Origin of the sequence: Bacteroides sp. BFG-637 (assembly GCF_024793605.1) — a bacterium.
GTDB lineage: Bacteria > Bacteroidota > Bacteroidia > Bacteroidales > Bacteroidaceae > Bacteroides > Bacteroides vicugnae.
This window is the reverse complement of sequence record NZ_JANUPD010000002.1, coordinates 1,716,630-1,738,751: the sequence shown is the minus strand read 5'-3', so window position 1 is coordinate 1,738,751 and position 22,122 is coordinate 1,716,630. Positions and strand designations below refer to the sequence as shown.

19 protein-coding genes and 1 pseudogene are annotated in these 22,122 nt (G+C 39.5%); 1 reads left to right on the top strand and 19 read right to left on the bottom strand.

Annotated features, from left to right (window positions below; all coding sequences use genetic code 11):
• Nucleotides 1-110: 110 nt before the first annotated feature.
• From NXX38_RS07080 to metK, 3 genes are all read right to left on the bottom strand, one after another.
• The gene (locus tag NXX38_RS07080) at nt 111-482 is read right to left on the bottom strand and encodes a DUF3244 domain-containing protein (RefSeq protein ID WP_195649649.1); all 372 of its coding nucleotides are present in this window, start codon (nt 480-482) and stop codon (nt 111-113) included.
• A gap of 127 nt (nt 483-609) precedes the next feature.
• Entirely contained in the window at nt 610-2,274 is a 1,665-nt protein-coding gene (locus NXX38_RS07075) for a hypothetical protein (RefSeq protein ID WP_148367810.1), read from the bottom strand.
• Nucleotides 2,275-2,454: 180 nt separating this feature from the next.
• A complete protein-coding gene (gene metK, locus NXX38_RS07070; RefSeq protein WP_148367809.1) occupies nt 2,455-3,747 on the bottom strand; it encodes a methionine adenosyltransferase in 1,293 nt (430 codons plus the stop codon).
• A gap of 230 nt (nt 3,748-3,977) precedes the next feature.
• On the opposite strand from metK, the gene NXX38_RS07065 reads away from it, so the two are divergent.
• Nucleotides 3,978-4,166 carry a hypothetical protein gene (locus NXX38_RS07065; RefSeq protein ID WP_009001370.1) on the top strand — a complete coding sequence of 63 codons (189 nt, stop codon included), beginning with the start codon at nt 3,978-3,980 and terminating at the stop codon, nt 4,164-4,166.
• Here NXX38_RS07065 and folK read toward each other — a convergent pair.
• From folK to NXX38_RS06985, 16 genes and pseudogenes are all read right to left on the bottom strand, one after another.
• The gene (gene folK / locus NXX38_RS07060; protein ID WP_217723698.1) at nt 4,141-4,626 is read right to left on the bottom strand and encodes a 2-amino-4-hydroxy-6-hydroxymethyldihydropteridine diphosphokinase; all 486 of its coding nucleotides are present in this window, start codon (nt 4,624-4,626) and stop codon (nt 4,141-4,143) included. The two genes, NXX38_RS07065 and folK, sit on opposite strands and share 26 nt — an antisense overlap.
• Nucleotides 4,626-5,684 carry a tRNA preQ1(34) S-adenosylmethionine ribosyltransferase-isomerase QueA gene (queA, locus tag NXX38_RS07055; RefSeq protein WP_004298889.1) on the bottom strand — a complete coding sequence of 353 codons (1,059 nt, stop codon included), beginning with the start codon at nt 5,682-5,684 and terminating at the stop codon, nt 4,626-4,628. Before queA ends, folK begins: the two co-directional genes overlap by 1 nt.
• 17 nt (nt 5,685-5,701) lie before the next feature.
• Complete coding sequence (gene truB, locus NXX38_RS07050; RefSeq protein ID WP_148367807.1) at nt 5,702-6,424, bottom strand: tRNA pseudouridine(55) synthase TruB; 723 nt, start codon at nt 6,422-6,424, stop codon at nt 5,702-5,704.
• Nucleotides 6,424-7,278, bottom strand: coding sequence for an undecaprenyl-diphosphate phosphatase (locus tag NXX38_RS07045; RefSeq protein ID WP_148367806.1), 855 nt, complete (start codon nt 7,276-7,278; stop codon nt 6,424-6,426). The genes truB and NXX38_RS07045 overlap by 1 nt, the downstream gene beginning before the upstream one ends.
• A gap of 2 nt (nt 7,279-7,280) precedes the next feature.
• On the bottom strand, nt 7,281-7,523 hold the full coding sequence (locus NXX38_RS07040) for a DUF3098 domain-containing protein (protein WP_009001366.1): 243 nt from the start codon (nt 7,521-7,523) through the stop codon (nt 7,281-7,283).
• An 11-nt stretch (nt 7,524-7,534) separates the two neighbouring features.
• Nucleotides 7,535-8,416, bottom strand: a complete 882-nt coding sequence (locus tag NXX38_RS07035) for an ABC transporter permease (RefSeq protein WP_117513332.1) — start codon at nt 8,414-8,416, stop codon at nt 7,535-7,537.
• Between the two features lie 3 nt (nt 8,417-8,419).
• Nucleotides 8,420-9,319 carry a methyltransferase domain-containing protein gene (locus NXX38_RS07030; protein ID WP_008641564.1) on the bottom strand — a complete coding sequence of 300 codons (900 nt, stop codon included), beginning with the start codon at nt 9,317-9,319 and terminating at the stop codon, nt 8,420-8,422.
• Nucleotides 9,320-9,513: 194 nt separating this feature from the next.
• Nucleotides 9,514-12,327 (bottom strand): SusC/RagA family TonB-linked outer membrane protein, encoded by a 2,814-nt coding sequence (locus tag NXX38_RS07025; protein WP_258978916.1) that lies wholly within the window; start codon nt 12,325-12,327, stop codon nt 9,514-9,516.
• A gap of 357 nt (nt 12,328-12,684) precedes the next feature.
• Entirely contained in the window at nt 12,685-13,170 is a 486-nt protein-coding gene (locus NXX38_RS07020) for a hypothetical protein (RefSeq protein ID WP_234131754.1), read from the bottom strand.
• Nucleotides 13,121-13,522, bottom strand: coding sequence for a hypothetical protein (locus tag NXX38_RS07015; protein ID WP_258978915.1), 402 nt, complete (start codon nt 13,520-13,522; stop codon nt 13,121-13,123). Before NXX38_RS07015 ends, NXX38_RS07020 begins: the two co-directional genes overlap by 50 nt.
• Nucleotides 13,519-13,848, bottom strand: a complete 330-nt coding sequence (locus tag NXX38_RS07010; protein ID WP_258982039.1) for a hypothetical protein — start codon at nt 13,846-13,848, stop codon at nt 13,519-13,521. Before NXX38_RS07010 ends, NXX38_RS07015 begins: the two co-directional genes overlap by 4 nt.
• Nucleotides 13,828-14,414, bottom strand: a pseudogene (locus tag NXX38_RS07005) (RHS repeat domain-containing protein); the annotation flags it as partial. The pseudogene NXX38_RS07005 and the gene NXX38_RS07010, both read right to left, overlap by 21 nt.
• A 75-nt stretch (nt 14,415-14,489) precedes the next feature.
• On the bottom strand, nt 14,490-14,747 hold the full coding sequence (locus NXX38_RS07000; RefSeq protein WP_234131755.1) for a hypothetical protein: 258 nt from the start codon (nt 14,745-14,747) through the stop codon (nt 14,490-14,492).
• Nucleotides 14,748-14,751: 4 nt separating this feature from the next.
• Nucleotides 14,752-15,651, bottom strand: a complete 900-nt coding sequence (locus NXX38_RS06995) for a polymorphic toxin type 10 domain-containing protein (RefSeq protein ID WP_258978914.1) — start codon at nt 15,649-15,651, stop codon at nt 14,752-14,754.
• Nucleotides 15,572-19,024: a DUF6443 domain-containing protein gene (locus tag NXX38_RS06990; protein WP_258978913.1), complete on the bottom strand. Its 3,453-nt coding sequence runs from the start codon at nt 19,022-19,024 to the stop codon at nt 15,572-15,574. Before NXX38_RS06990 ends, NXX38_RS06995 begins: the two co-directional genes overlap by 80 nt.
• Complete coding sequence (locus tag NXX38_RS06985; RefSeq protein WP_258978912.1) at nt 19,021-22,026, bottom strand: hypothetical protein; 3,006 nt, start codon at nt 22,024-22,026, stop codon at nt 19,021-19,023. The genes NXX38_RS06990 and NXX38_RS06985 overlap by 4 nt, the downstream gene beginning before the upstream one ends.
• Nucleotides 22,027-22,122 lie beyond the last annotated feature (96 nt).

Below are 22,122 nucleotides of genomic sequence, written 5' to 3'. Positions count from 1 at the left end.
CTAAATCGTCATTTCAGCAATGCGCCATATATTTCAACAGCGGGGCTTCAACAGTTAATGATTTAGGTATATCATCTTATGTTAGTTGCAAATAATATATATCCAAAGATTTAATCTAATTCAAAATCTCCGATAAAGGCTTCCTTCGGAAGTTGTATCTCCAAAGTATATTTACCTTTTTCCTCACCTGCAAGATCAATATAAACCTTATCTACATTTATATCAGTAGATGTATAAACTACTTCTCCTGTTTCTGCATCTTTGATGGTAACGGTTACAGTAGGAACAGTAGAAAGAAGGTCAATAGACAACAATGAGTTTTCAATACAAGCAGCAGGAGTAACAGGGATAGACCGATGTTGTACCTCAGTTTTATTCTTTAGTCTGATTTGACGTGCAGATATCATTTCATGTGCAAAAGAAAACATACTTACTTGAAGTAAGACAGTCAACAACAAAAAAGGTAAAAATTTCGTTTTCATAATAAATGGGTTTAAAATTTCGCTCCAAAAATACACAGATGGAAGCAAAAAAAACGATTTTTATGCGGTAACAATGGTAACAGCCTTTCATTTAGAAGCAAAACCAACCTAGAGGGATCAATATATCTCACTGAATATCAACGCCAAACACGCGATCGAAAATTTGAGCATCCATTTTGTTCTTTATACGATTTTTACGGGTTTTAAGAGCATCTGATGTAGAATCCATTAACTCCATTATGACAGTTTTCGAACAACAAAGCAATGAAAGAACACAATAAAATATATCATCACCAGTTAAAGCCGGATAACGTTCCTTCAAATTCATCATCACATCAACAAATGCACTAGAAATTTCAGAACGTATCTCTTTTCTCAAACTACGCATCACCAATAGCTGTTTAGGAGTCGCTTTCTCTAATGCTTCCAATTGATCATAACAATTAGTTGTTTTAAGTACAGATATACATAATTGAATTTGCTGCTCTGTTAACTTCGACCTTTTCTTATCTAGATCTTCTTTATTAGTTTCTGAAATTTCTTCCTCTTTGAGCAGCATAGTATCTACCCGATTTTGGGTCAATTCACGTTGTAATGCTATATAACGCTTTTTCCTTTTCCTATCATTCCACATAAAACAAAAGACACAAATAATCATTAAGAAAAAGAATACAGAAACCAAAGTAAAAACCAGCATTTTAGTATGTTCTGACAATAGCCTCTTATGTTCTTCTAATTGATGTTTATCCATAAGTCGATTGAGTTCTTCATTGTCATTCATAATCTGCATAGAATCATAAAGTACTCTATATGCATCCATATTTTCTGTCGCAATCTTCCACTCACCTCTTTTCTTTGCTATTTGATGCATTCCATCATAGCAAACAGCCTTTCCATAAATATTAAGTTGATCTATATTCTTACTAAAGAAATAACTGGCAGAATCAAGTTTATTCAAGTTCAACATAATTTGAGCTTTTGACAAACAGACATTAACAGCATCATCCCCTTGCATAATCATTGCTTTTGATACATATTTATCAGCTTGAACATAATCTTTTTTTTCATTGTAAACCATAGCGAGATCATGATAAAGAGCCCCTATCAAACTAGAGTCTTGCTCTGCTAATGCATAATCAAGAGCTTTTTGATAGTACAACAATGAGCTATCCTTTTTATTTTGCAATAAACAGATACGTGCAATACCTCTCAATGGATATGTCTGCTGACTTCCCCCCTCTAATATCTGATAAGCTTGACGATAAGCCTCAATCGCTATATCATACAAATCATCTTTTTCATAACAGTCCGCAAGATTATCATAAATCATTGCTAAGAATTCATCCCTAACAGGCATCAGTCGAATTGCCGTTAAATACTCGTCTACAGCAAAAGAAGTATATCCTTTCTCTCGATAGGTAGCTCCCCAATAATAATGAGCTTTTGCAGCACGTACACTTTTCTTCTTATCACCATAGTATTCAACAGCTGTTTTTATCAGCGAATCATCCTCTAAAGCAATATAATTTTTATGCCTTGCTTGCGTAAGCAATAACGCATAAAGTGCTCTGTCGGCACGTGGCAATTTCTGTGGGGAGGAAATTGATTCCAAAATAGATAATGCACTATCAGGATATATTTCCATCAATGAGTCAGCAGATAGTAGCAATGGACTCTTCACCGAAGAAGAGCAGGAAGATAGAAAGACAGACATCAGAATGCTACCTACGCTGACAAGTAAACTAAAAAACACCAATAAATAGCGTTTAGAACAACAACATCTTGTTTTCATTAGGCAGTCGTTTATTTACGGGGCAAAAGTAACAAATTCCGGCAAAAGAAGATTAATATCCAAAAGACATTTATTTAAATATAACTTATTTAAAATCAAGAGCCACAACCTCTATTTCCTACCAAAAGGAGTTGAGGTTGTGGCTCTTACTGAACGAGCTAAGCTCGCTTTCAGACTATTTTACAGACCAAAAGCAGCTTTAATTTTATCTACGTAGTCAAGTTTCTCCCATGTAAAGAGTTCTACTTCCACAGTTTTGTCCCCTTCGTAGCGAGAGAAGAATTTCTTCGTTACCACTTGCGGTTCACGTCCCATATGGCCGTAAGCGGCTGTTTCCTGATAAATAGGATTACGAAGTTTCAGACGTTCTTCGATTGCTTTCGGGCGAAGATCGAACAACTGGTCGATAACGCGGGCAATCTCACCATCCGTCATATTGACGTGGGAACGACCATAAGTATCTACAAAGATATTGATCGGACGAGCCACACCGATAGCATAGCTCACCTGTACAAGCATTTCATCTGCTACGCCTGCCGCTACCATATTCTTAGCGATATGGCGTGCTGCATAAGCTGCGCTACGGTCTACCTTGCTAGGATCTTTTCCGGAGAAAGCACCACCACCGTGAGCACCTTTGCCACCATAAGTATCAACGATAATCTTACGACCTGTCAAACCGGTATCTCCGTGAGGACCACCAATTACGAACTTGCCCGTAGGATTCACATGATAAATGATTTTATCATTAAACAGCGCCAACACTTTATCGTGATGGATAGAAGCAATGACACGAGGCATCAGAATCTCGATCACATCACGACGGATGATAGACAGCATTTCCTCGTCAGCTTTCAGCTGGGCAGCTTGAGAATCATCTTCCGGTTGGATAAAGTCATCATGTTGCGTAGAAACAACGATTGTATCAATGCGAACAGGAGTTCCGTTGTCATCATATTCAATAGTAACCTGGCTTTTGGCATCGGGGCGGAGGTAAGTCATCACCTTTCCTTCACGACGAATGTCGGCCAGCACTTGCAGAATGCGGTGTGCCAGATCAAGAGAAAGCGGCATGTAGTTTTCCGTTTCATTGGTAGCGTAGCCAAACATCATACCCTGGTCGCCTGCACCCTGTTCCATCGGGTCCTGACGCTCTACACCACGGTTGATATCGGGGCTTTGCTCATGAATAGCGGAAAGTACGCCACAAGAGTTACTTTCGAACATGTACTCTCCTTTGGTATAACCGATTTTCTTAATCACTTCGCGTGCGATGAGCTGGAGGTCAACGTACGCTTTAGTTTTCACTTCACCCGCTAGCACCACTTGTCCGGTAGTCACTAGTGTTTCGCAAGCTACTTTCGAACTGGGGTCGTAAGCCAACAGTTTGTCAAGCACGGCATCCGATATTTGATCGGCTACCTTGTCGGGGTGTCCTTCTGACACCGATTCGGATGTAAATAAGTATCCCATCTTTTTAAATTAAGAATTAAAAATTGAAAATTAAAAAATGAGAGAGAGTAGGAGAGGCGAGTGCTGCAAAGGATAAGCCGAAAGGCGTCAATCAGACGTGTTTTAGCATTTTTTTCCGTGGTTGCAAGCTACTCAAATCTGTCCACACTTTCATTTCGGGTACAAAGATAAAGAGATTTCGGAGATTATGAGTATCTTTGCCCTGTATTTAACACATAAATAGATTTATAATGATTCTAAATAAGAAATTTAAAACGCTTTTGGTGTTGGCACTTTATATAGGCTTCACGATTGCTATCTATGCCATTGTCTGCCATTTCATCGACAAGCCGTTTCAGGAGATTCATTTGCTGTATGCAGTATTGATAGGATGCATTGCCTATTTGCCGGTGTTTATTGCGGAGAAAAAGAAGAAATAAGTTCCTTCATCGTTTTTCCAAGTACCGGATGCACTAATCCGGGAGCAATTTCTGCCAGCGGCTTCATAACGAAGTCACGTTCTGCCATCAACGGATGGGGGAGGATCAACTTCGCTCCGGAGGGAGAAGTGGTGGAAAGTATCAAATCATCATAAAGCAACAGGTCAATATCAATCAGGCGGTCGCTATATATACCGTTGACGGATTTCTTCGTACGTCCCAATTCCTGTTCAATTGCCTGCGTTCTCTGTAAAACGTCTATGGGAGTCAATCCGGTATCTACACAAACTGCTGCATTCAGGAAACTGTTATCGGAAGAAAATCCCCAAGGGGCAGTTATGTAAAAAGCAGACAGGGAAACTATTTTCCCCACCTGCTCTTCTATTTTTTGCACGGCATCCCGAAGATTTTGTTCTTTATCTCCGAGGTTAGTGCCGAGTCCCAGATAAACTTTTGCCATTATTTGTCCAAAATCAGCATTGCATCTCCATACGTGCCGAAACGGTAACCTTCTTTCAATGCTACATGATAAGCATCCATCACTTGATCATAACCACCGAAAGCAGCTACAATCATCAGTAAGGTAGAAAGCGGCATGTGGAAATTGGAAATCATTGAATTGGCTACGGTAAATTCATATGGAGGGAAGATAAACTTGTTAGTCCATCCTTCAAATTCCTTGAGATGCCCGTCGGTGCTGACTGCGCTTTCAATAGCACGCATCACTGTCGTACCTACCGCACATACATTTCTACCGTTATCTTTGGCACGATTCACAGTTTTCACCGCCATTTCGTTTACAAACATTTGTTCTGAATCCATCTTATGCTTCGTCAAGTCCTCTACGTCGATGTCGCGGAAGTTACCCAGACCGGCGTGCAGAGTGATATATGCAAAGTCCACACCTTTGATTTCCAGACGTTTCATCAACTCACGGCTGAAGTGCAAACTAGCAGTCGGGGCAGTCACCGCACCTTCGTTCTTTGCGAAAATTGACTGGAAGCGTTCAGCATCTTCCGGTTCTACAGGACGGTTGATAATAGAGTGGGGGAGTGGAGTTTCACCCAAAGAATACAGTGCCTTTTTGAACTCGTCATGAGGTCCGTCGTAAAGGAAACGGAGCGTACGCCCGCGAGAAGTGGTGTTATCAATCACTTCAGCCACCATTGAATCGTCCGGACCGAAATACAGCTTGTTACCGATACGTATCTTACGTGCCGGATCAACCAATACGTCCCATAAACGAAGTTCTTCATTCAACTCACGCAACAAGAACACCTCGATACGAGCACCTGTCTTCTCCTTGTTACCATACAAGCGGGCAGGAAACACCTTCGTATCATTGAATATAAACACATCTTTATCATCAAAGTAGTCCAACACATCTTTGAACATCTTGTGCTCAATCTTACCTGTATTACGATGCAATACCATCAAACGCGACTCATCCCTATATTTCATAGGATGTAGAGCGATCTTATCCTCGGGTAACTTAAATTTGAATTGTGATAATTTCATATCTATTCCTTATTACGTTAATTATTTTCTTCCTCATTTTCTATCTCCTGTCCGTCGATCCACTCTTTAAAGTGTTCGGGGTTCAGGCAGTCTTCCAACCGGACATCACCTACGCGGGTGCGGATCAATCCTGTCAGGTGAGCTCCGCTATGGAGTGCTTCACCGATGTCGCGGGCCAGGGCACGGATATAAGTCCCTTTGCTGCATACGACACGGATTTGAATCATCGGTTCCGGATCATCCAGACGACATTCCAGCAATTCAATCTCGTCGATAACAAGCTGTTTTGCTTTTAGTTCGACTTCTTCTCCTTTCCGGGCCAGTTCGTAAGCACGCTTACCGTCTACCATACAGGCAGAGAAAGCAGGAGGTACCTGATCGATGGCACCGATAAAATGCGTCAGCACTTCTTCCACCAGTTCCCTCGTGATATGTTCGGTAGGGTAGATGGCATCTATTTCATGTTCCAAATCGTATGACGGAGTAGTGGCACCCAAACGCAACGTTGCAACATACTCCTTCGTATGATATTGAAACTCTTCTATTCGTTTGGTTGCCTTGCCTGTACATACAATCATCACCCCTGTTGCAAGCGGGTCCAGTGTTCCGGCATGGCCGACTTTTAGTTTTTTCACTCCTATCCGGCGGCAAATATGATAGCGGGCATGCCCTACTACTTTAAATGAAGTCCATCCGAAAGGTTTATTGAAAAACAGTACTTCTCCTTTTTTAAAATTCATCAGCCAATTTCTAAGTTATATCCAAGCAACAGCATTACCAGAATGATTCCGCCAACTATAATTCTGTACCAGCCAAATGCTTTAAAGCCATATTTCGTAACAAAGCTAATAAAGAACTTGATAGCCAGCAAAGCAACGACAAAAGCCACCACATTACCGATAATAAGTGCCGGCATGTTGTTGACAAGAATCTCGGTTCCACCATCCAGGAAGAGTTTCAAGACCTTGTAGCCAGTTGCCGCAAACATAGTTGGCACGGCAAGAAAGAATGAAAACTCAGCAGCATCCTTACGAGTCAGTTTCTGGGCCATACCTCCGACGATGGTAGCCATCGAACGGGATACACCCGGTATCATTGCAATACATTGAAACAAACCGATATTGAATGCCTTTTTTTCTGTCAGCACGGTATCTTTACTTCCCTTCGAAAAAATCTTATCGCAGAACAGCATGAATATACCACCGATTACCAGCATCACTGCTACTATCGCTACACTTTCGAGCATCTCGTCTATCTTATCGCTAAACAGGAAACCCAAAATTGCTGCAGGAATAAAAGCCACCAGCAGCTTCCAGTAAAAATCGAATTTATGCAGAAAACACTTCAAAGCGGAAGCGCCTGCAGGAGCCGGTGTATGGTTCAACCGGAAAAAACGTTTCCAGTAAAGGCAGACTACTGAAAGAATTGCGCCAAACTGAATAATTACAGTAAACGCTTTTACAAATTCTGTACTTTCTACTCCTAGTATGTTTTGTGTAATAATCATGTGTCCTGTAGAAGAAACCGGTAAAAACTCGGTCAACCCTTCTACAATAGCAATAATAATCGTCTCAAATGTTGTTAAATCCCCCATTTTTATTCTTCTGTTTTTTGTGTTTTAGGTTTGCGCAATACTGCATAAATCATAGATATAAAGCCAAACAGGCAAACGACCGGCGCTACCTTGATTCTGCGTACACTGAAAATATCGGGTTCAAAAAGCGTTTCGGACGATGTAGGTCCCGTCATCAATAGAAAGCCGATAATAACAATCGCCATCCCTATTGCGAGCAAGATAAAGTTCACTTTATCAAAGGCAAATTTCTGCTTGTCAGACATAGTTTATTTTTTTAAATATAGTACAGGCTGTTCGCTTTCATTCTCAAGTATTTATTCATGGAGAAATAGGCGCATAGCCACGTTATTACAATTCCAAACGCCAATACGCTTGCACAGACTATCAACATGACTTCAGGCGTGATGACCTGAAGCAATTCCTGTTCGTATGTCACAGCCCAATAGGCGGTTCCCATCAATATGGAATCGGCAACGATGGCTGCCAATATCCCGCTCCATACATTCTTTCGAAGGAATGGCCCCCGGATAAATCCCCAACTCGCCCCTACCAGTTTCATGGTGTGAATAAGGAAGCGTTTGGAGTAAATAGCCAGTCTTATGGTATTGTTTATCAGGGCAAAAGAAATAAAAGTAAGCACGACCGCCAAGGCAAGCAGTACCAGACTGATATTTCGTATGTTATCATTCACGGCGTCAATCAACTCCTTTCGATAGAGCACATCTTGTATGTTGGTATTCTTTTTAATCATTTTCTCTATCTTCGCAATGCTGTCCGAGTTGGCATAGTCAGAATGGAGTTTGATTTCGATGGAAGCGGTAAAAGGGTTATAGCCCAGAAATTCTTCCGGATCGGTTCCCATTGCTTCCGTCTGTTCTTTCAGTGCTTGTTTTTTAGAGATATATTCGGATTGTTTCACGAAAGGTTCCTGATTCAGCTTCTTCTGAAGTTTCAGTATATCCGCTTCCTTCATGTCGTCGCTGATAAGAACGGAGAAACTGATATTCTCGCGGACATATACGGAAAGATTGTGCGCTGTCAATACAAAAAAGACAACCAGTCCGAGCAACAGCAATACCAGTGTCGTACTGATACTCGACGTGATGAACTGCATGTCGAAAATCGAACCTGACTTATATTTGTTTTGATTTCCCATGCGTTATCTCTTTTTTCGGAATACATAAATCATTGAACTGCTGCGTTCTTTCCTTCCCAAAGCATTGAACCAGGCCAACGTCCCGGCAAACATCCCTTTCAGGAAACTGCATGAACTGCCACGATGTTTCTCGCTCAACATAGATACGTAAAACGCATCGAACGGCATCGGATGACGTGCCGCCATAATAAAACCATGGCGGGAAGCCAACTGTTGTATAGTGCCCGGAGTGAAATGCCAAAGATGGCGGGGAACGTCATAAGCCGCCCAATACTCACCGTAGCGCTTGGCATCATAAGAAGAGCAGTTGGGTACTGCCACAATCAATACTCCTTTTTCTGTCAGCAGTTCGCGAAGCGTCTCCCAAGTCTCATTCAAAGATTCGAGATGCTCCATCACATGCCAGAGAGTGATGACATCAAAACTAGCAGGAGCAAACTCTTTCAGAGCCGATTCGGGCTTTACATCCAGTTCGAAGTGTGTTTTTGCAAACTCACGTGCCTGCGGACTTTTCTCCACTGCCTCTACCTTCCATCCCCGACGAACCATTGTATCGGAAAAATAACCGGTTCCCGTACCTATATCGAGCAAACGCCCCGTCTTGCGATGCGCTTCCTTGGCTACCAGACGCGCTTTGCGACCCAGCATATAAGAACGTACGTAATGGTAGATATTATTCATCGCTCCCTTGCGCGTATCAGTGTGGGAGATGTAGTCGGGAGTCTCATAATACTTGCCTATCTCTGCTTCCACGGGAACTCCTTGTGTGAATGTAAATCCACAGTCTTCACACGAATACAGTTCAAACTGTTCGCCCGAAGCATAAAAATCCGTACAAGTCATGACGCGTTTCAAGTGCGTACCGCCACACACCGGACAAGCATTTATACTGAGTTTCTCCATTAATTTCTAAGCAAAATTAAGAGCCGCCTCGAATGACAAGACAACACTATACCCGAATTTGGTGCAAAGAAACAAATAAAAAGTGATGGATTGGGCTTTCGTTAAGGACTTTTAATAGAAGAGTTGCTCCCGATACAAGATGAGAGTAGTTTTGACAGCTCATATCGGGACAAGATATCTTTTTTGAAGAAAGATTAAAAAGTCAGATTAACGGAAAAGCCCATGTTTCTGTAACTGGGTTGACGGAAGTTGTCTATGCCCTGCCCCCAGGTTCCGGTGCTTGCCGTAGATTCCGGATCAAACGGAGCTTTATTATACAACATAAGCAAGTTACGTCCCACTAATGCCACCCGTACATCCTGTATCCACTTCACCCATCGGTTGACGGGAATATGATAAGCAATCGACATTTCTGCAAGACGAATATTAGTGGCATCGTATGTATACACCGTTCCTGTACGTGCCCAGCCTACCAGCCTATAGTAGTTCTCTGCCGGAATCTTTTCACCACTCACCCAAACACCACCATTGTCACGGGCTATGGCTGTGGCCTGCGATACCCCAAATTGATCCATAACTGCTTGAGTCATTGATAGACCTACGCCGCCGAAGCGGGCGTGAATCACAAAATCAAGTTCAAAACCTTTCCAGGAAAAGCTATTTGCCAGCCCCATCGTATATTTAGGGTCAGCATTACCCGCATATATATATTCGTTTACAGGAACGACATTTTGTGAAGTTTTATCAATAACAACATTTCCCTGCTCATCCCTCTGCAAATCTGTAACATATATATCACCTATCGAGCCACCTTTCTTCAATGGAGTATACCAACCGCTACCTTTGGCCATCTGAATTTCTTCTAAATTAAAATCGGTATCTGTTATAGGATTTTTCTGTGGTTCTAAAAGCTGCTTTACTTCATTCTTATTGATAGAATAAGTGAAACGTCCATCCCACTTAACCTGCCCGATATTCATATTTGCACTCAAGGTTAGCTCGAAACCTTTATTATCAATCCTACACCCATTATACATGAAATAAATATCCCCCTGAGAAGGAATAGGAAGATATCCTCCAAACGGTAAATCGGAAGTAGATGTCTTATACATCGTAAACGCCAAATTGATTTTATCATTAAGAAAACCTGCATTGAGCCCTATTTCGTGAGACTTGGTATGCTCGGGATCCAACATATTATCCTCCAATCTAGGTTTCAAACCTACCCTTTTTTTATTCAAAAAGATATAATCGGTAAAACTATTGCCGGTTTCACTGTAGGTATAATTGAGTCTTAGAAACGAAAGGAATCGGTTGGGATTATCAGGCAACCATCCGGTTGGTACTACAGATGCTCCTATCGAAGGATAGATAACGTCTGTTGAATAACTTGAATTATCATCCCAAAATTTAAGCCATTCCATTCGTCCACCCAAATCGAGAAATAATCGGTTCTTATATCCCAATTGCGCAAGCATAAACAATGATGTAGCTCGGTCATGATAATTCCACTCTGCAGAAAAGGGATATCTCCGCTCATCCAATCCTGATAAATTAAACTGATTAAGCACTTTCAAAACGCCATCAGCATAAGAGTTATCAAATTTCGTATTACAAATAGAAGAGCCTAAGGTAGCATCAATTGAGAAGTCTCCTATCGTCTTACGGACATTAAACTGGAGATCGGAATAAATCTGTGTGTTTTCATCTTCAGATTCGTAATATGAACCTAAAGGACCGGCTTGAAGAGAAGACGCATAAAGTTTTTCAGTTGCAGTTTCTTGATCACGGTCGTAATGAATACGCCCTGACACATTAAGCCAAGAGGTCAAGTCGAATTTCATTCCTATTCCGCCCAGCAAACGCTTCTTTTTTTGATTGTAAAGATTACGGTTAATTATCCAATAAGGATTTTGCATACCTATCCCCATATCTCCTAAAGGCCAATATTGCGCATTAGCTCCAAGCCTCGGATCGTAAACTTCAAAATGATTCTTGTAGTTATAATCGGGATTGACATTAATACGTTCTTGCAATACGTCAGGTACCAAATAGACAGGAACCAGCGGATTACCATACATACCTTGCGATAACATATTCTGCTCTGCGGTATGAATATATCTCAAAGTGAAGTCGAGCTTTAGTCTATGATGTAATAAAGAAGATGTATTCCGGAGGGAGAAATTGTAACGGTCCACATTGTTTTTGGGAATGATGCCGGTGCCATTCATCGTTACAGCCGAAACCCGCGTCTGATTATACTCATTTCCCATAGAAAGGCTAAGGGAGTTATTGATAGTATGTCCGGTACGGAAAAAATCCGTCGGGTCCCACGACTGGGGATGGCTTATCTTGTCTCCCCATTGCGCCCCGTAAGTCTGTTGGAATTCAGGCATAACAAGTGGCGAACTGAAAGTAGTACTATTCCCCAACTCTACTCTTAGTTTTCCGGAATTTGCTTTCTTAGTATTAATCATCACCACACCGCTAGCGGAACGACTACCATACAAAGTAGAAACTGCTGCGGTACTCAAAACAGAAATACTCTCTATATCGTCAGGAGAGAAAGCTGCTATACCGTCACCAGTCTGCCAGTTAGAGGTGTATGAATTAGAAGGTTGCTCTGACTCCAGTCGTGGCAAAGGTACACCGTCCAAAGTAAAAAGCACATTGTTGGATTTTAATATGGAACGGTAACCACGTAGCACCATCCTTACTGAACCACCCACACCGGAAGCACTGGGATTAATAGTAGCGCCCGCCACTCTTCCTATCAGGGAGTTTACGAAATTGGCGTCTTTCACCTTCATCAGATCGGCCCCATCAATCTGTTGTGAACTGTATGGCAACTTCACCGTATCCTTTAGAGAAGTTTCATGATCCGCATAAGTCACAGAAATGGGTAATAAGGCCAAAAAGAAAGCGGTACCACTTTTTTTCATCAAAGAAATGCAGAAAGATTGTGAGAAACCACAATTAAGCAATGTTTTGGGAGTAAATGCTTTCATAGACATAAAATATTTAGATTTTGGTTATTACAAACTATTTGTATATCAAAGTATATAGGAAAACTATATATAATATAAATACAACCATAAGAGGCTTTCTACTAAAAGAGAAATGAAACTTTTTAAGAAAAATCTTAGATTACATTTTAGATAGTTGTTATTTTCTTTACTAACAAACTTCAAATTACATGTCCTCGCACATTACCACCCAACAATATTATGTAACCCTAAAAGTATTCAAATTAGAGAATACCAAATACCCTGATACAAATTGACTATTTTCTAGCCAACTTATACCAGGGTAAGACAAAAACAGTTCACATTACAAGTACAGATGAACAAGAAAATACCTAAATTTTAATCAGTATGATTTATATCTACATGTATTACTCTTGTCAATATTACATTCACAGCTTTGTCCTCATGAATTCCTGCCTGCCAATTTTGCATTAAATTTAATGCTTTCAAACCATTTTCTTCAAAAGCCGAAAGCTTATCCCCCTCTTTCTTATTGTAAATTCTAGCACCTATCAAATGCCCTTCTTTATCTATAACATACTGAACTTTCAAGATTGTTTGTTTAGGTTCAGTATCAGAATAAACAGGACGAAATCTTCTGCTAAAATCAGATATGAAAGCTGCTTCACCTCCCTTATAAAAAGGCATTTTTTCAACAAAAGTATATACCTCTTTCTGCGATAAACTATCATATTTAACAAAATCATTTTTTTGTTGCCCTTTTATTAAATTACAAGAGCAGATACATAGCACTAGAACAATCAATAGATATGTTTTATTGATTATGAACAGGAGTTCCTGGGAAATTAAGCCAATAGTCTTCATAATATTGTTTATATAAATTAGCATTTTGTTCAGGAGTTAACACTGAATTATATTTTGGAGCAAAACCATATCCTCGTTTTTGTAAGTTTATCTCATTTAATATATAATTCAGCTGCCCTTTTGTTAACATATTTAGATCGCAACCTTTCATACCATCAATAGTAATTTGAGGATAGTTCATAATATTATTCACAATATTCTTATCCGTTGTAGAAGTAGATACAAAAGAGTTAGGAGCTACCCTTACCAACTCTGTATCTGCTGTTTGCATCAACTCAAATGGATGTCCTAGCCTTAATGTATGTAATACTTCATGTGTAGCATCCGAAGCTATATTGGAAAGTGATCTCAACTCCCCTTAGGATTAAACAAATTCACAGAAGAACTAAAATAGGTAGTGCCCCCTCCTAATGTGCCATCCATTTTCCCCAAAGACAACGATTGCGATATGTTTTCATTTCCACTATAAAAAGTAACAGCAGTTGATACCATCCCTCCAGAAGCTTCTTGAAATGTATTGTTTAACTGTGTGCTAATAGCTATTTTATATGCATTAATTTGAGACGATGTCAGATTAAGACTTGAATCAACATTAAAATTAACAGCTAGAGTTACAGTCTTAGTTCCATTGGCATTCAAAACAATACCCCACTCTTTACCATTGACATCAACTAACATAATAGGATTATTACCACAATACGCATACGGACTAATCGAATAGTATTTCTCCGCCAACGGATCCACAGTCATAAACCGTCCCAACACCGGATCACAATGTCTCGCCCCATAATCATACAGATTCAGCCCACCTTTTCTATCCAGCTCCTTCCCATTATACTTGTAAGGCTGGACAGATGAAGTCGAAGAAATGTACCACCAAAAGGATAATAATGATTCACCTCCTCCACACTACCATTCTGGCCCACGACCACACGATTATTACCCTGATGATCTTTCAAATAATAATGATACTTGCCATCAACAAGGGAAATATATCCCAACCCCGTCAACAAAGTAGTGAGTACACCATTTTCATAGATCGCATCGTCAAAGTAATCAGTAGTCGTGGTCTTTCCGGCTATTATGTGCATTGTTCGGAACTTTGTTCCTTTGGCATCATAAAGATAGGAAATGACACCTCCATCCTCAAACTCTATACGGTTGGGTAAATTTAAACAATTATACTGAATTTCAGAAATCTTTTTGTTTAAATCCTGTATTAAATTTCCGTTTGAGTTATAATATAAAATACCCTGATACAAATTGGTTGTTTTCTAATCAACTTATACCAGGGTAAAACACGAGAATGGTAAGAAATATTAATCCTCCTCTATGATTCTTACTGTACCATCATCTCGATCAAAGGCATTGATGTATATCAATTCCAGATGAGTTATATGCCTAAACCCATCAGGAAGAAGATCTTCATCAAGCCTATCCAGTCCATTGCCTTCAACTAGATCATAAGTTGTCTCATTTTTCTCTCTCAAATAAGTTAAATAATGGATCATATCATCTATACCTTCATTATCAAGATAGATGCAATTTTCCATTCCGCCTGCTGTTACACTAATCATTATATTAATTGTTTACTGGTAATTTTTTCTTTTCAATATTTTTAGGTCTAGGCTTTGGGTAGTTTACATCAATATGTGGACCCTCAACTATTCTTTGCCGACCTATTCTAGTAGGTCTACCTTTATCTAAATTGTAAGAATAGCCAGATTTGTTATTGTAATATGTTTTATTCAACCCCGTTCTATCATCAACAACAACTACTTTTAACTTACCTGTACCTACATGCTTATCCATCGATGTCCTGACCTGGTCAAGTGTCATATTCTTGAATGGATTACCTAACCCTTTCACCTTTTCTACACCCGAACTCGCTTTTCCTAACGTTCCGGTAACTTTTCCTACTCCTACCCCTGCTCCTGTTGTTACGGCATCAAACGCGATATCTCCCCACTGATTCCCAATAACCTCTGCTGAAGTCATGGTACCATTGGCCTTATCGTATGCGATGGCTTGTGCCACATCCAGTTGATTAAACGTACTGCCTAACGGACTCATTGGACTTCTTAGCACTTGCTCACCAACACCAAACCCTGCTTCGGTAGGAGTTACGCTCTTTATAGAATTCACTACATTCGTAACGGCTTCCACCGGATGAGTAACGGCATTCCAAAAACTAACAAACGGTTGAGAGAAGCCTTTGCCAAAAGATGCCCAGAAACCCGGAGGAATTTCCGTAACCATCCCTGTTGGATCAATAAACCTCACCGGATTTCCCAGGCAATACGCATACGGAGACCACAAATAATATTTCTCCGCCACCGGATCTACAACATGCCATCTTCCTAGCGCCGCATCATAATGTCTCGCCCCATAATCATACCAGTCAAGACCACCTTGTCCTATCCAGTTCCTTACCGTTGTACTTGTAAGGTTGAACAGATGAAGTCGAAGCAAATGTACCACCAAAAGGATAATAATGATTCACCTCCTCCACACTGCCATTCTGTCCCACAACCACACGATTATTACCCTGGTGATCTTTCAAGTAATAATGATACTTGCCATCAACAAGGGAAATATATCCCAACTCCGTCAACAAAGTAGTGAGTACACCATTTTCATAGATCGCATCGTCAAAGTAATCAATAGTCGTGGTCTTTCCGACTATTATGTGCGTTGTTCGGAACTTTGTTCCTTTGGCATCATAAAGATAGGAAATAACACCTCCATCCTCAAACTCTATACGGCTGGGTAAATTTAAATAATTATACTGAATTTCAGAAATCTTTTTGTTTAAATCTTGTATTAAATTTCCGTTTGAGTCATAATAGCATTCGACCGGCAGATCTGCTCCATCTTTAAATTCAAAACTATCAGCATGGGCAGAACCTGTTACACTATCAGATACAGCCTTCAATTGATTTCCATTATAACTCATGACAAGGTTATCTATTAAGCCATATTCATCCTCTGATCTCTTTCCGCATCTTTTAATACCAAGGATATTCCCATTTTTATCATACCCGGTTATCTCTTCATTAAAACGATCCTGATTGACATTCAAGCCTTCACCTTCACCATATACAGCACGAAGCAGGCGGCTTCTGTCATCATACATAAATTTATAACCTCTTTTCATACCATCAGCCTCCCATGTCATACTACTAATATTTCCATTATAACAGGGATCGCCCAATCCGTCCACATAATGCAATTGCTCTCCAAACCCTGCATTACTATCAATACCGGTCAGCCAGCTACGTATATTATAGGCATTTTCTGTAATTACCGAATCTTTTCCATGAATACGTTCCAGTCTTTTTAGCCTTCCTAACTTGTCATAACCATACAACAGATCAACAGTATCCTTATCTACGACACAATGTCTTTCGTGAATCAGCCTTCCTGCACGATCATAACTATACAATTTATTTAAAACTCCTCCTTCGTATTCCGAGCGGACACTCACAGGCTGCTTGAGAAAATTAAAAAGCGATTTATTTACTTTCTTATTTCCACCCGATGTCGTCTTACGTTCCTGAATCAGATTATGATAATAATCATAATAATAACTGGCATACTGGTATTCTTCCGTTCCCAATATTCGAACGATACTTCCTGTTAGTTGTTCTTTGCAATGAGGTGAACTCTGGCTATTCTCATAGCGTTCCCCGTAATTATTATCAAATACATACCATAGTGAAGACAAAGAATCCGGCAATAAGTTCTGATATTCATAAGTATCATAAAAATAAACCTGTTGTATGTCCAAATAATGATTCTGCAATCCATAAATAGTATATCCATAGCAAGGCAAATCTGTATTTGAAGTAAATTCAGCATAAATATCCTCTGAAGCACAATTCTGAAAATCAGGCGTACCGCGGTAAACACCGGTCAACACAGAGCGCCCCGACAAATCTTCCAAATGAAAAGCCCATTCATTATTTGCCCGTTCTTTTCCATTTTGAGTAAAAATCAATCGGTCGCAACGATCATACACTAATTCTACCCACTCGCAACCAGGCTGTTTTTTCCCAATACAACGGTTACGGGTATCGTACTTATACAAGAAAGCATAATCGGATAAAACAGAAGCACTATCCGTAAGAGAACCTGAACAAAAATTGGCAGAACACATCGGAGGAAGAACAACCCGTAAATTTCCGAATATATCATATATATAGTATGTGTCATCCATTCCTTCATTACCATTTATACTGCGAATCAGTACGATCCTTCCTTCTTTATCCGTAAATTCATACCTTACATGATTGTCTTCATCAACCTCTTTTACGACATATAGTTCCCCGGAAGCATAGGTTCCTGCACAACTAACAAAAAGTCGTGTTCTATCAGTCGGCACGGTATAACGCAAGCACACCAATGAATCGCACAAGTCCAACAAGGTAGTATCTTTGGATACGTTTGTTAAATATCTGCTATTAACCCCTTTTCCCCGATTATGCCATTCCATACCCGGACCATATCGGCTCTCCACTTTCCCTATAGCCGAATTTTCATATAACGTTTTTGTATAAGGCATAACATCGTTTCCATTAGACAAAACAGAACTATTCCTCAACTCTTCCGCTTCGACAAATGCACCACAATTGCCGGGTTCCGATACCCCAGGCAGCCATTCTCTAAATAAACGTCCCATTTTATCATACTCTGTAATTGACAACAAATCCGTATCATCAACACTATGCTTCACTTTGACATTTTCAATGGAACGCCCCAAACCGTCAAAATATTCAACATCATCCCTGAATTCCATTCCATCCGGAGTAGTATAAGTACGCGTATGTATATAATTCTTTGACGAAAGGTTCAATTTCTCACGCACCTTTATAGACACAATATTCGAAGTATATACATCAACCCCGTCATTAGCCATCATTCTGAAATAAGTGGTTTGATACAGCGGACCCGGCTGATATACTGTTCTCAAATCCGGTACATCAAAGACATCTACCCAATGTATCTGGTCATGACTGTATTGCCACCATCTGAACAAATCATCCCTCATCCCGTCATTATCCACCCAAACACCATAAGAAGTTTCACCCGGATTAATAGGTTCCTCCTGTGTAGGTAAAAGCAACAAGAAAACATCATCGGTAAAATTCCAATTCTGTTCAACTTTTACGGTAACTTTATACTTCTGGTAGTTACTCATGTCTATAGAAAAATTGCTATTACGTGAAAATCCACGATACAAAAGTTCAATCTGCCCACTACGGTTATCCCCGAAATTTCTCATAACTTCTATTTTTACAGTAGCAGGATGATCCGTGTTTTCCCATCCGGTATACAGGAAACTACACCAATCAGATGTATTTTCTCCAAGCCATAATTCTGTACAAATAAAATCACCAGGCAGCGAAGGACAATGCTTAGTAAGATCAATATAAGCCTCCCCGCCTCTATTGGTAAAAGACAAAGGTTCTGTGAGCCTTTTCACTCTAATATCCGAAGAATATGCAACCAAGGTACCACTTACAACCTTTCTTCTGATATATACCCCTTCCGCTCTGTATGTATTGAAGTATTGGGATGAAACCAAGCATCCCCCCTCATAGTCAGATTGAGCAAGCCGGGTAATCTCACTCCATTCATTTGAATCAGTATACCGGTATTCCCACGATATAGAATAAGTCCCGTTCCCCCCTGAAGGAGAAACTACGTCTTTAAGTAGAATATCACTCCCAAAATATTGATGATAGCCTATTTTTCCCGCAAATAAAGGAGTGACAGTATTATTTTGTGCCGTTAGACAAGTGCCTGTACCCAACAATATTAATAATATTATGATCCGAAGTTGTTTTATCATAGCTTATAATTGTATTTAAATTCCTGAATTAATTGTTTTCTTCCGTTTCTTTCCAAATAAGATTCTTTAAGGTGACCAAACTGATCATAGCCATATCTAGTAGTAAAGCCATCAGAAGTAGTTATTGAAGTAACCCCGACGTACGGTTTATACAGAAACGTTTTAATAAAGACCTGATGGCTATCTCTAAAAGCCATCCGTAGTTTATTTAGCTCACGCTCTAATTGATATTCTCCATATCCTTGCAGATAGGATAAATCATTATTTTCATGACCTAAAATGCTTTTTACAGAGTCGTATGTCGCCCCTTGTATTTCCGCTATAGGATATTTATAATTATATCCCCATATATAGCAGGTATGATTATTATTTTTATCAACATATTCTAATATATTTCCTTTTTTATCATACGATACATAAGTCATTTCTCTTTTCAGCCCAAGGGGGCCATCGTGAGATATATCAACATAAGCAGGTAATAGCAGATTTTGATACAGCCCATATTTTATCTGTTCACGATATACTTCCTTACCATTATATTCGGTTATAGTTTCAACCGGATAATCGAGCATATTCCTTTCTACCATAAGATTACTTATGGCATCTGTATAGTTATAGGGGTACTTTATATTCTTTATCCTACAATCACCACCACCATTTTGAGAGGTACGAATAACTTTTATCAACTGGTTCTTATCATCATAGACATAACCTTCTTCTGACACAACTGTTCCCCCGTCAAAATATTCACTAACGACTTTCTTACTCAACAAATCCCTTCCGGACATGACCGAGTAAGTCATATATTTGAAAAGAGATGGCCTGGAAAGCTCGATCGTATGAGCAAAATCATACGTATCCTGATAAACAGGAATAACAACTTGCTCCATCTTAATTCCTCCGTCCATAACCAAACCAGCGCTTCTACAATAGGTATAATCTTCCTTTTTAACTAAACGTCCGTCCGAATTAAAGTACCGGCATGATGCAATGTTAGTCTTTATTCCATATTGATATCTGTGTATATAAGATTTCCATCCCCTGTTATTCAGTAAATCAGGGCTTCCTACATATTTCTCATTAGTATTTTCAGGCATCATATCTATGTAAAGAGGTTGAAGCAGGTTAAAAAGATACGAAATCTTATTTTCACCCTTTTCCTGTTTGCTATATACATGTACTTGCGGATATTCTACAAAAAAATTACTACTAATGTTAGCATCTCCAAAAGCCACCGGAGAATAAATACGTGAGCAAAATGAGACATAATCATAAAGCCCTGGAGATGTACTATATTGTATTCTGTTCTGTTTCACATCTGCAAAGGTTTCACAACTCAAATGAAAACTAGGAACACCAATTCCATCCTCATTTTCTCCATATTTATACCTTTGCTCATGTAAATTGCCATTATCATCATAAGTTTTAACATTACTCAATCTGATACCGGCCCCCTTCACACGAGCGGAATTCAATAAATACTCATTGGGTTCATATATGAATTCTTGTGACCCACCGGTAGGAAAATATATCTTCTTCAGAGAAAAAAGATGTGCTTTTGTGTTATCCGAATCATTTTTGAAATTCACATTTGGAATAATCTGGGATAACTTCTTGATGACATCATCGTACAAACTTGCTCCAGGAATGGGTTTAAGAAACACAAAACTATCATCTACAAATTCACGGCTTATTACAGGCAGATCCACTTTATCCAACGATGTGGAAGAATACAAATAATATCCCCATAAATCAGATGTATAATGCGTATTATCATATTCACCCAATCCTAAGTCAGAAGGTGTATAATATGACAAATAATACTTTTGGCCATCCATTTCCAGCCTGTCTAAAAAGAAATGCGGTCGTTTGTTCATCCCGGAATATGAGAGGTTGATTTGTTTTATAATATCACCAGACTGCTTATCAACAACGGTTATACTATCTACTGCGTTGGAGTAAATGCCATCTGCCGACGCACGCAAGAAATTCACTTTTATTCCATTCGCCTCAATCCCTGACAATAAGAAAGTTGTATAGTTGGGTAAAGTTATATTAAAGTTCAGCGCAGTGCTTAGTTCATATTCTTGTTGTACTCGGACATCTCCTTCATCTTGTACGTACATACGGTAAGCATAAGAATCATTTACAGACAACGTCTTATATTCCGGCTCTGTAATAAAACGGTCCGTATATCCGACATAGTCAAAACGAACCGTATCATTTTTCGCCGTTACAATACTTTTCAGAGCCCATCCTGTAGTTCCCGACGAAATATCCGTTCGATAGGCGTCCTCATGAACATGTTCGCTGGCATTACCACCATAATTATAAGTAATACCATGTCCATCAACAATTTGAAACCCGGTCAGCAATCCTCCTGTTAAGATAGGAGTAATTTGGCAATTTATCTTTTCCAGGATTTCAACCTTATCCAATGTAGACGGATCTGGAAAAACAAAATGACCACTCTCGCTTAATGTACTAAATGTAAAAATATCACATCCCTGGTCCCACGATGCGACAGAGAAATAGGAGACATTACCCATTATTCCAGACGAAAAAGCAGACAGATATTTGTCTACATCGATATGATTATTCAATTTATTTAAATCATCAAATAATGTAGGCACTCTTTTCATTGCTTCATCCGGATAGCCAATAATCGTCCTAGATATTCTGGCGGCAGGGGATAATGTCCAGCCCACTCCGACATCACCAGACGGTTGTTTATATTTGACTCCACAAGTATTATATGAGATATTAATGGGAATATTGAGGCCTTTCACTTCAATATCATATAAATTGATATCAATAGTCTTTTCTCCACGAGCTGAAATATCATTATTGAAATATTTCTCATAAAAATTTTCTATTAACTGACTTTGGGGAGAAGACGGCATCACATCCGGCGACTTAAACTGCTGCGCCATAGCAATTGAGTAACTGAAAGTCACTACAATGAGTAAAAAAATCTTCTGTATATATATTGTTTTCTGCATTTTAATAAATATTTTTATATTTCTAATTATCTATCGTTCAATTAATTATCTAACCATCAAAATTGCAGGACGGCGCGCACGTCCCACAATTCAACT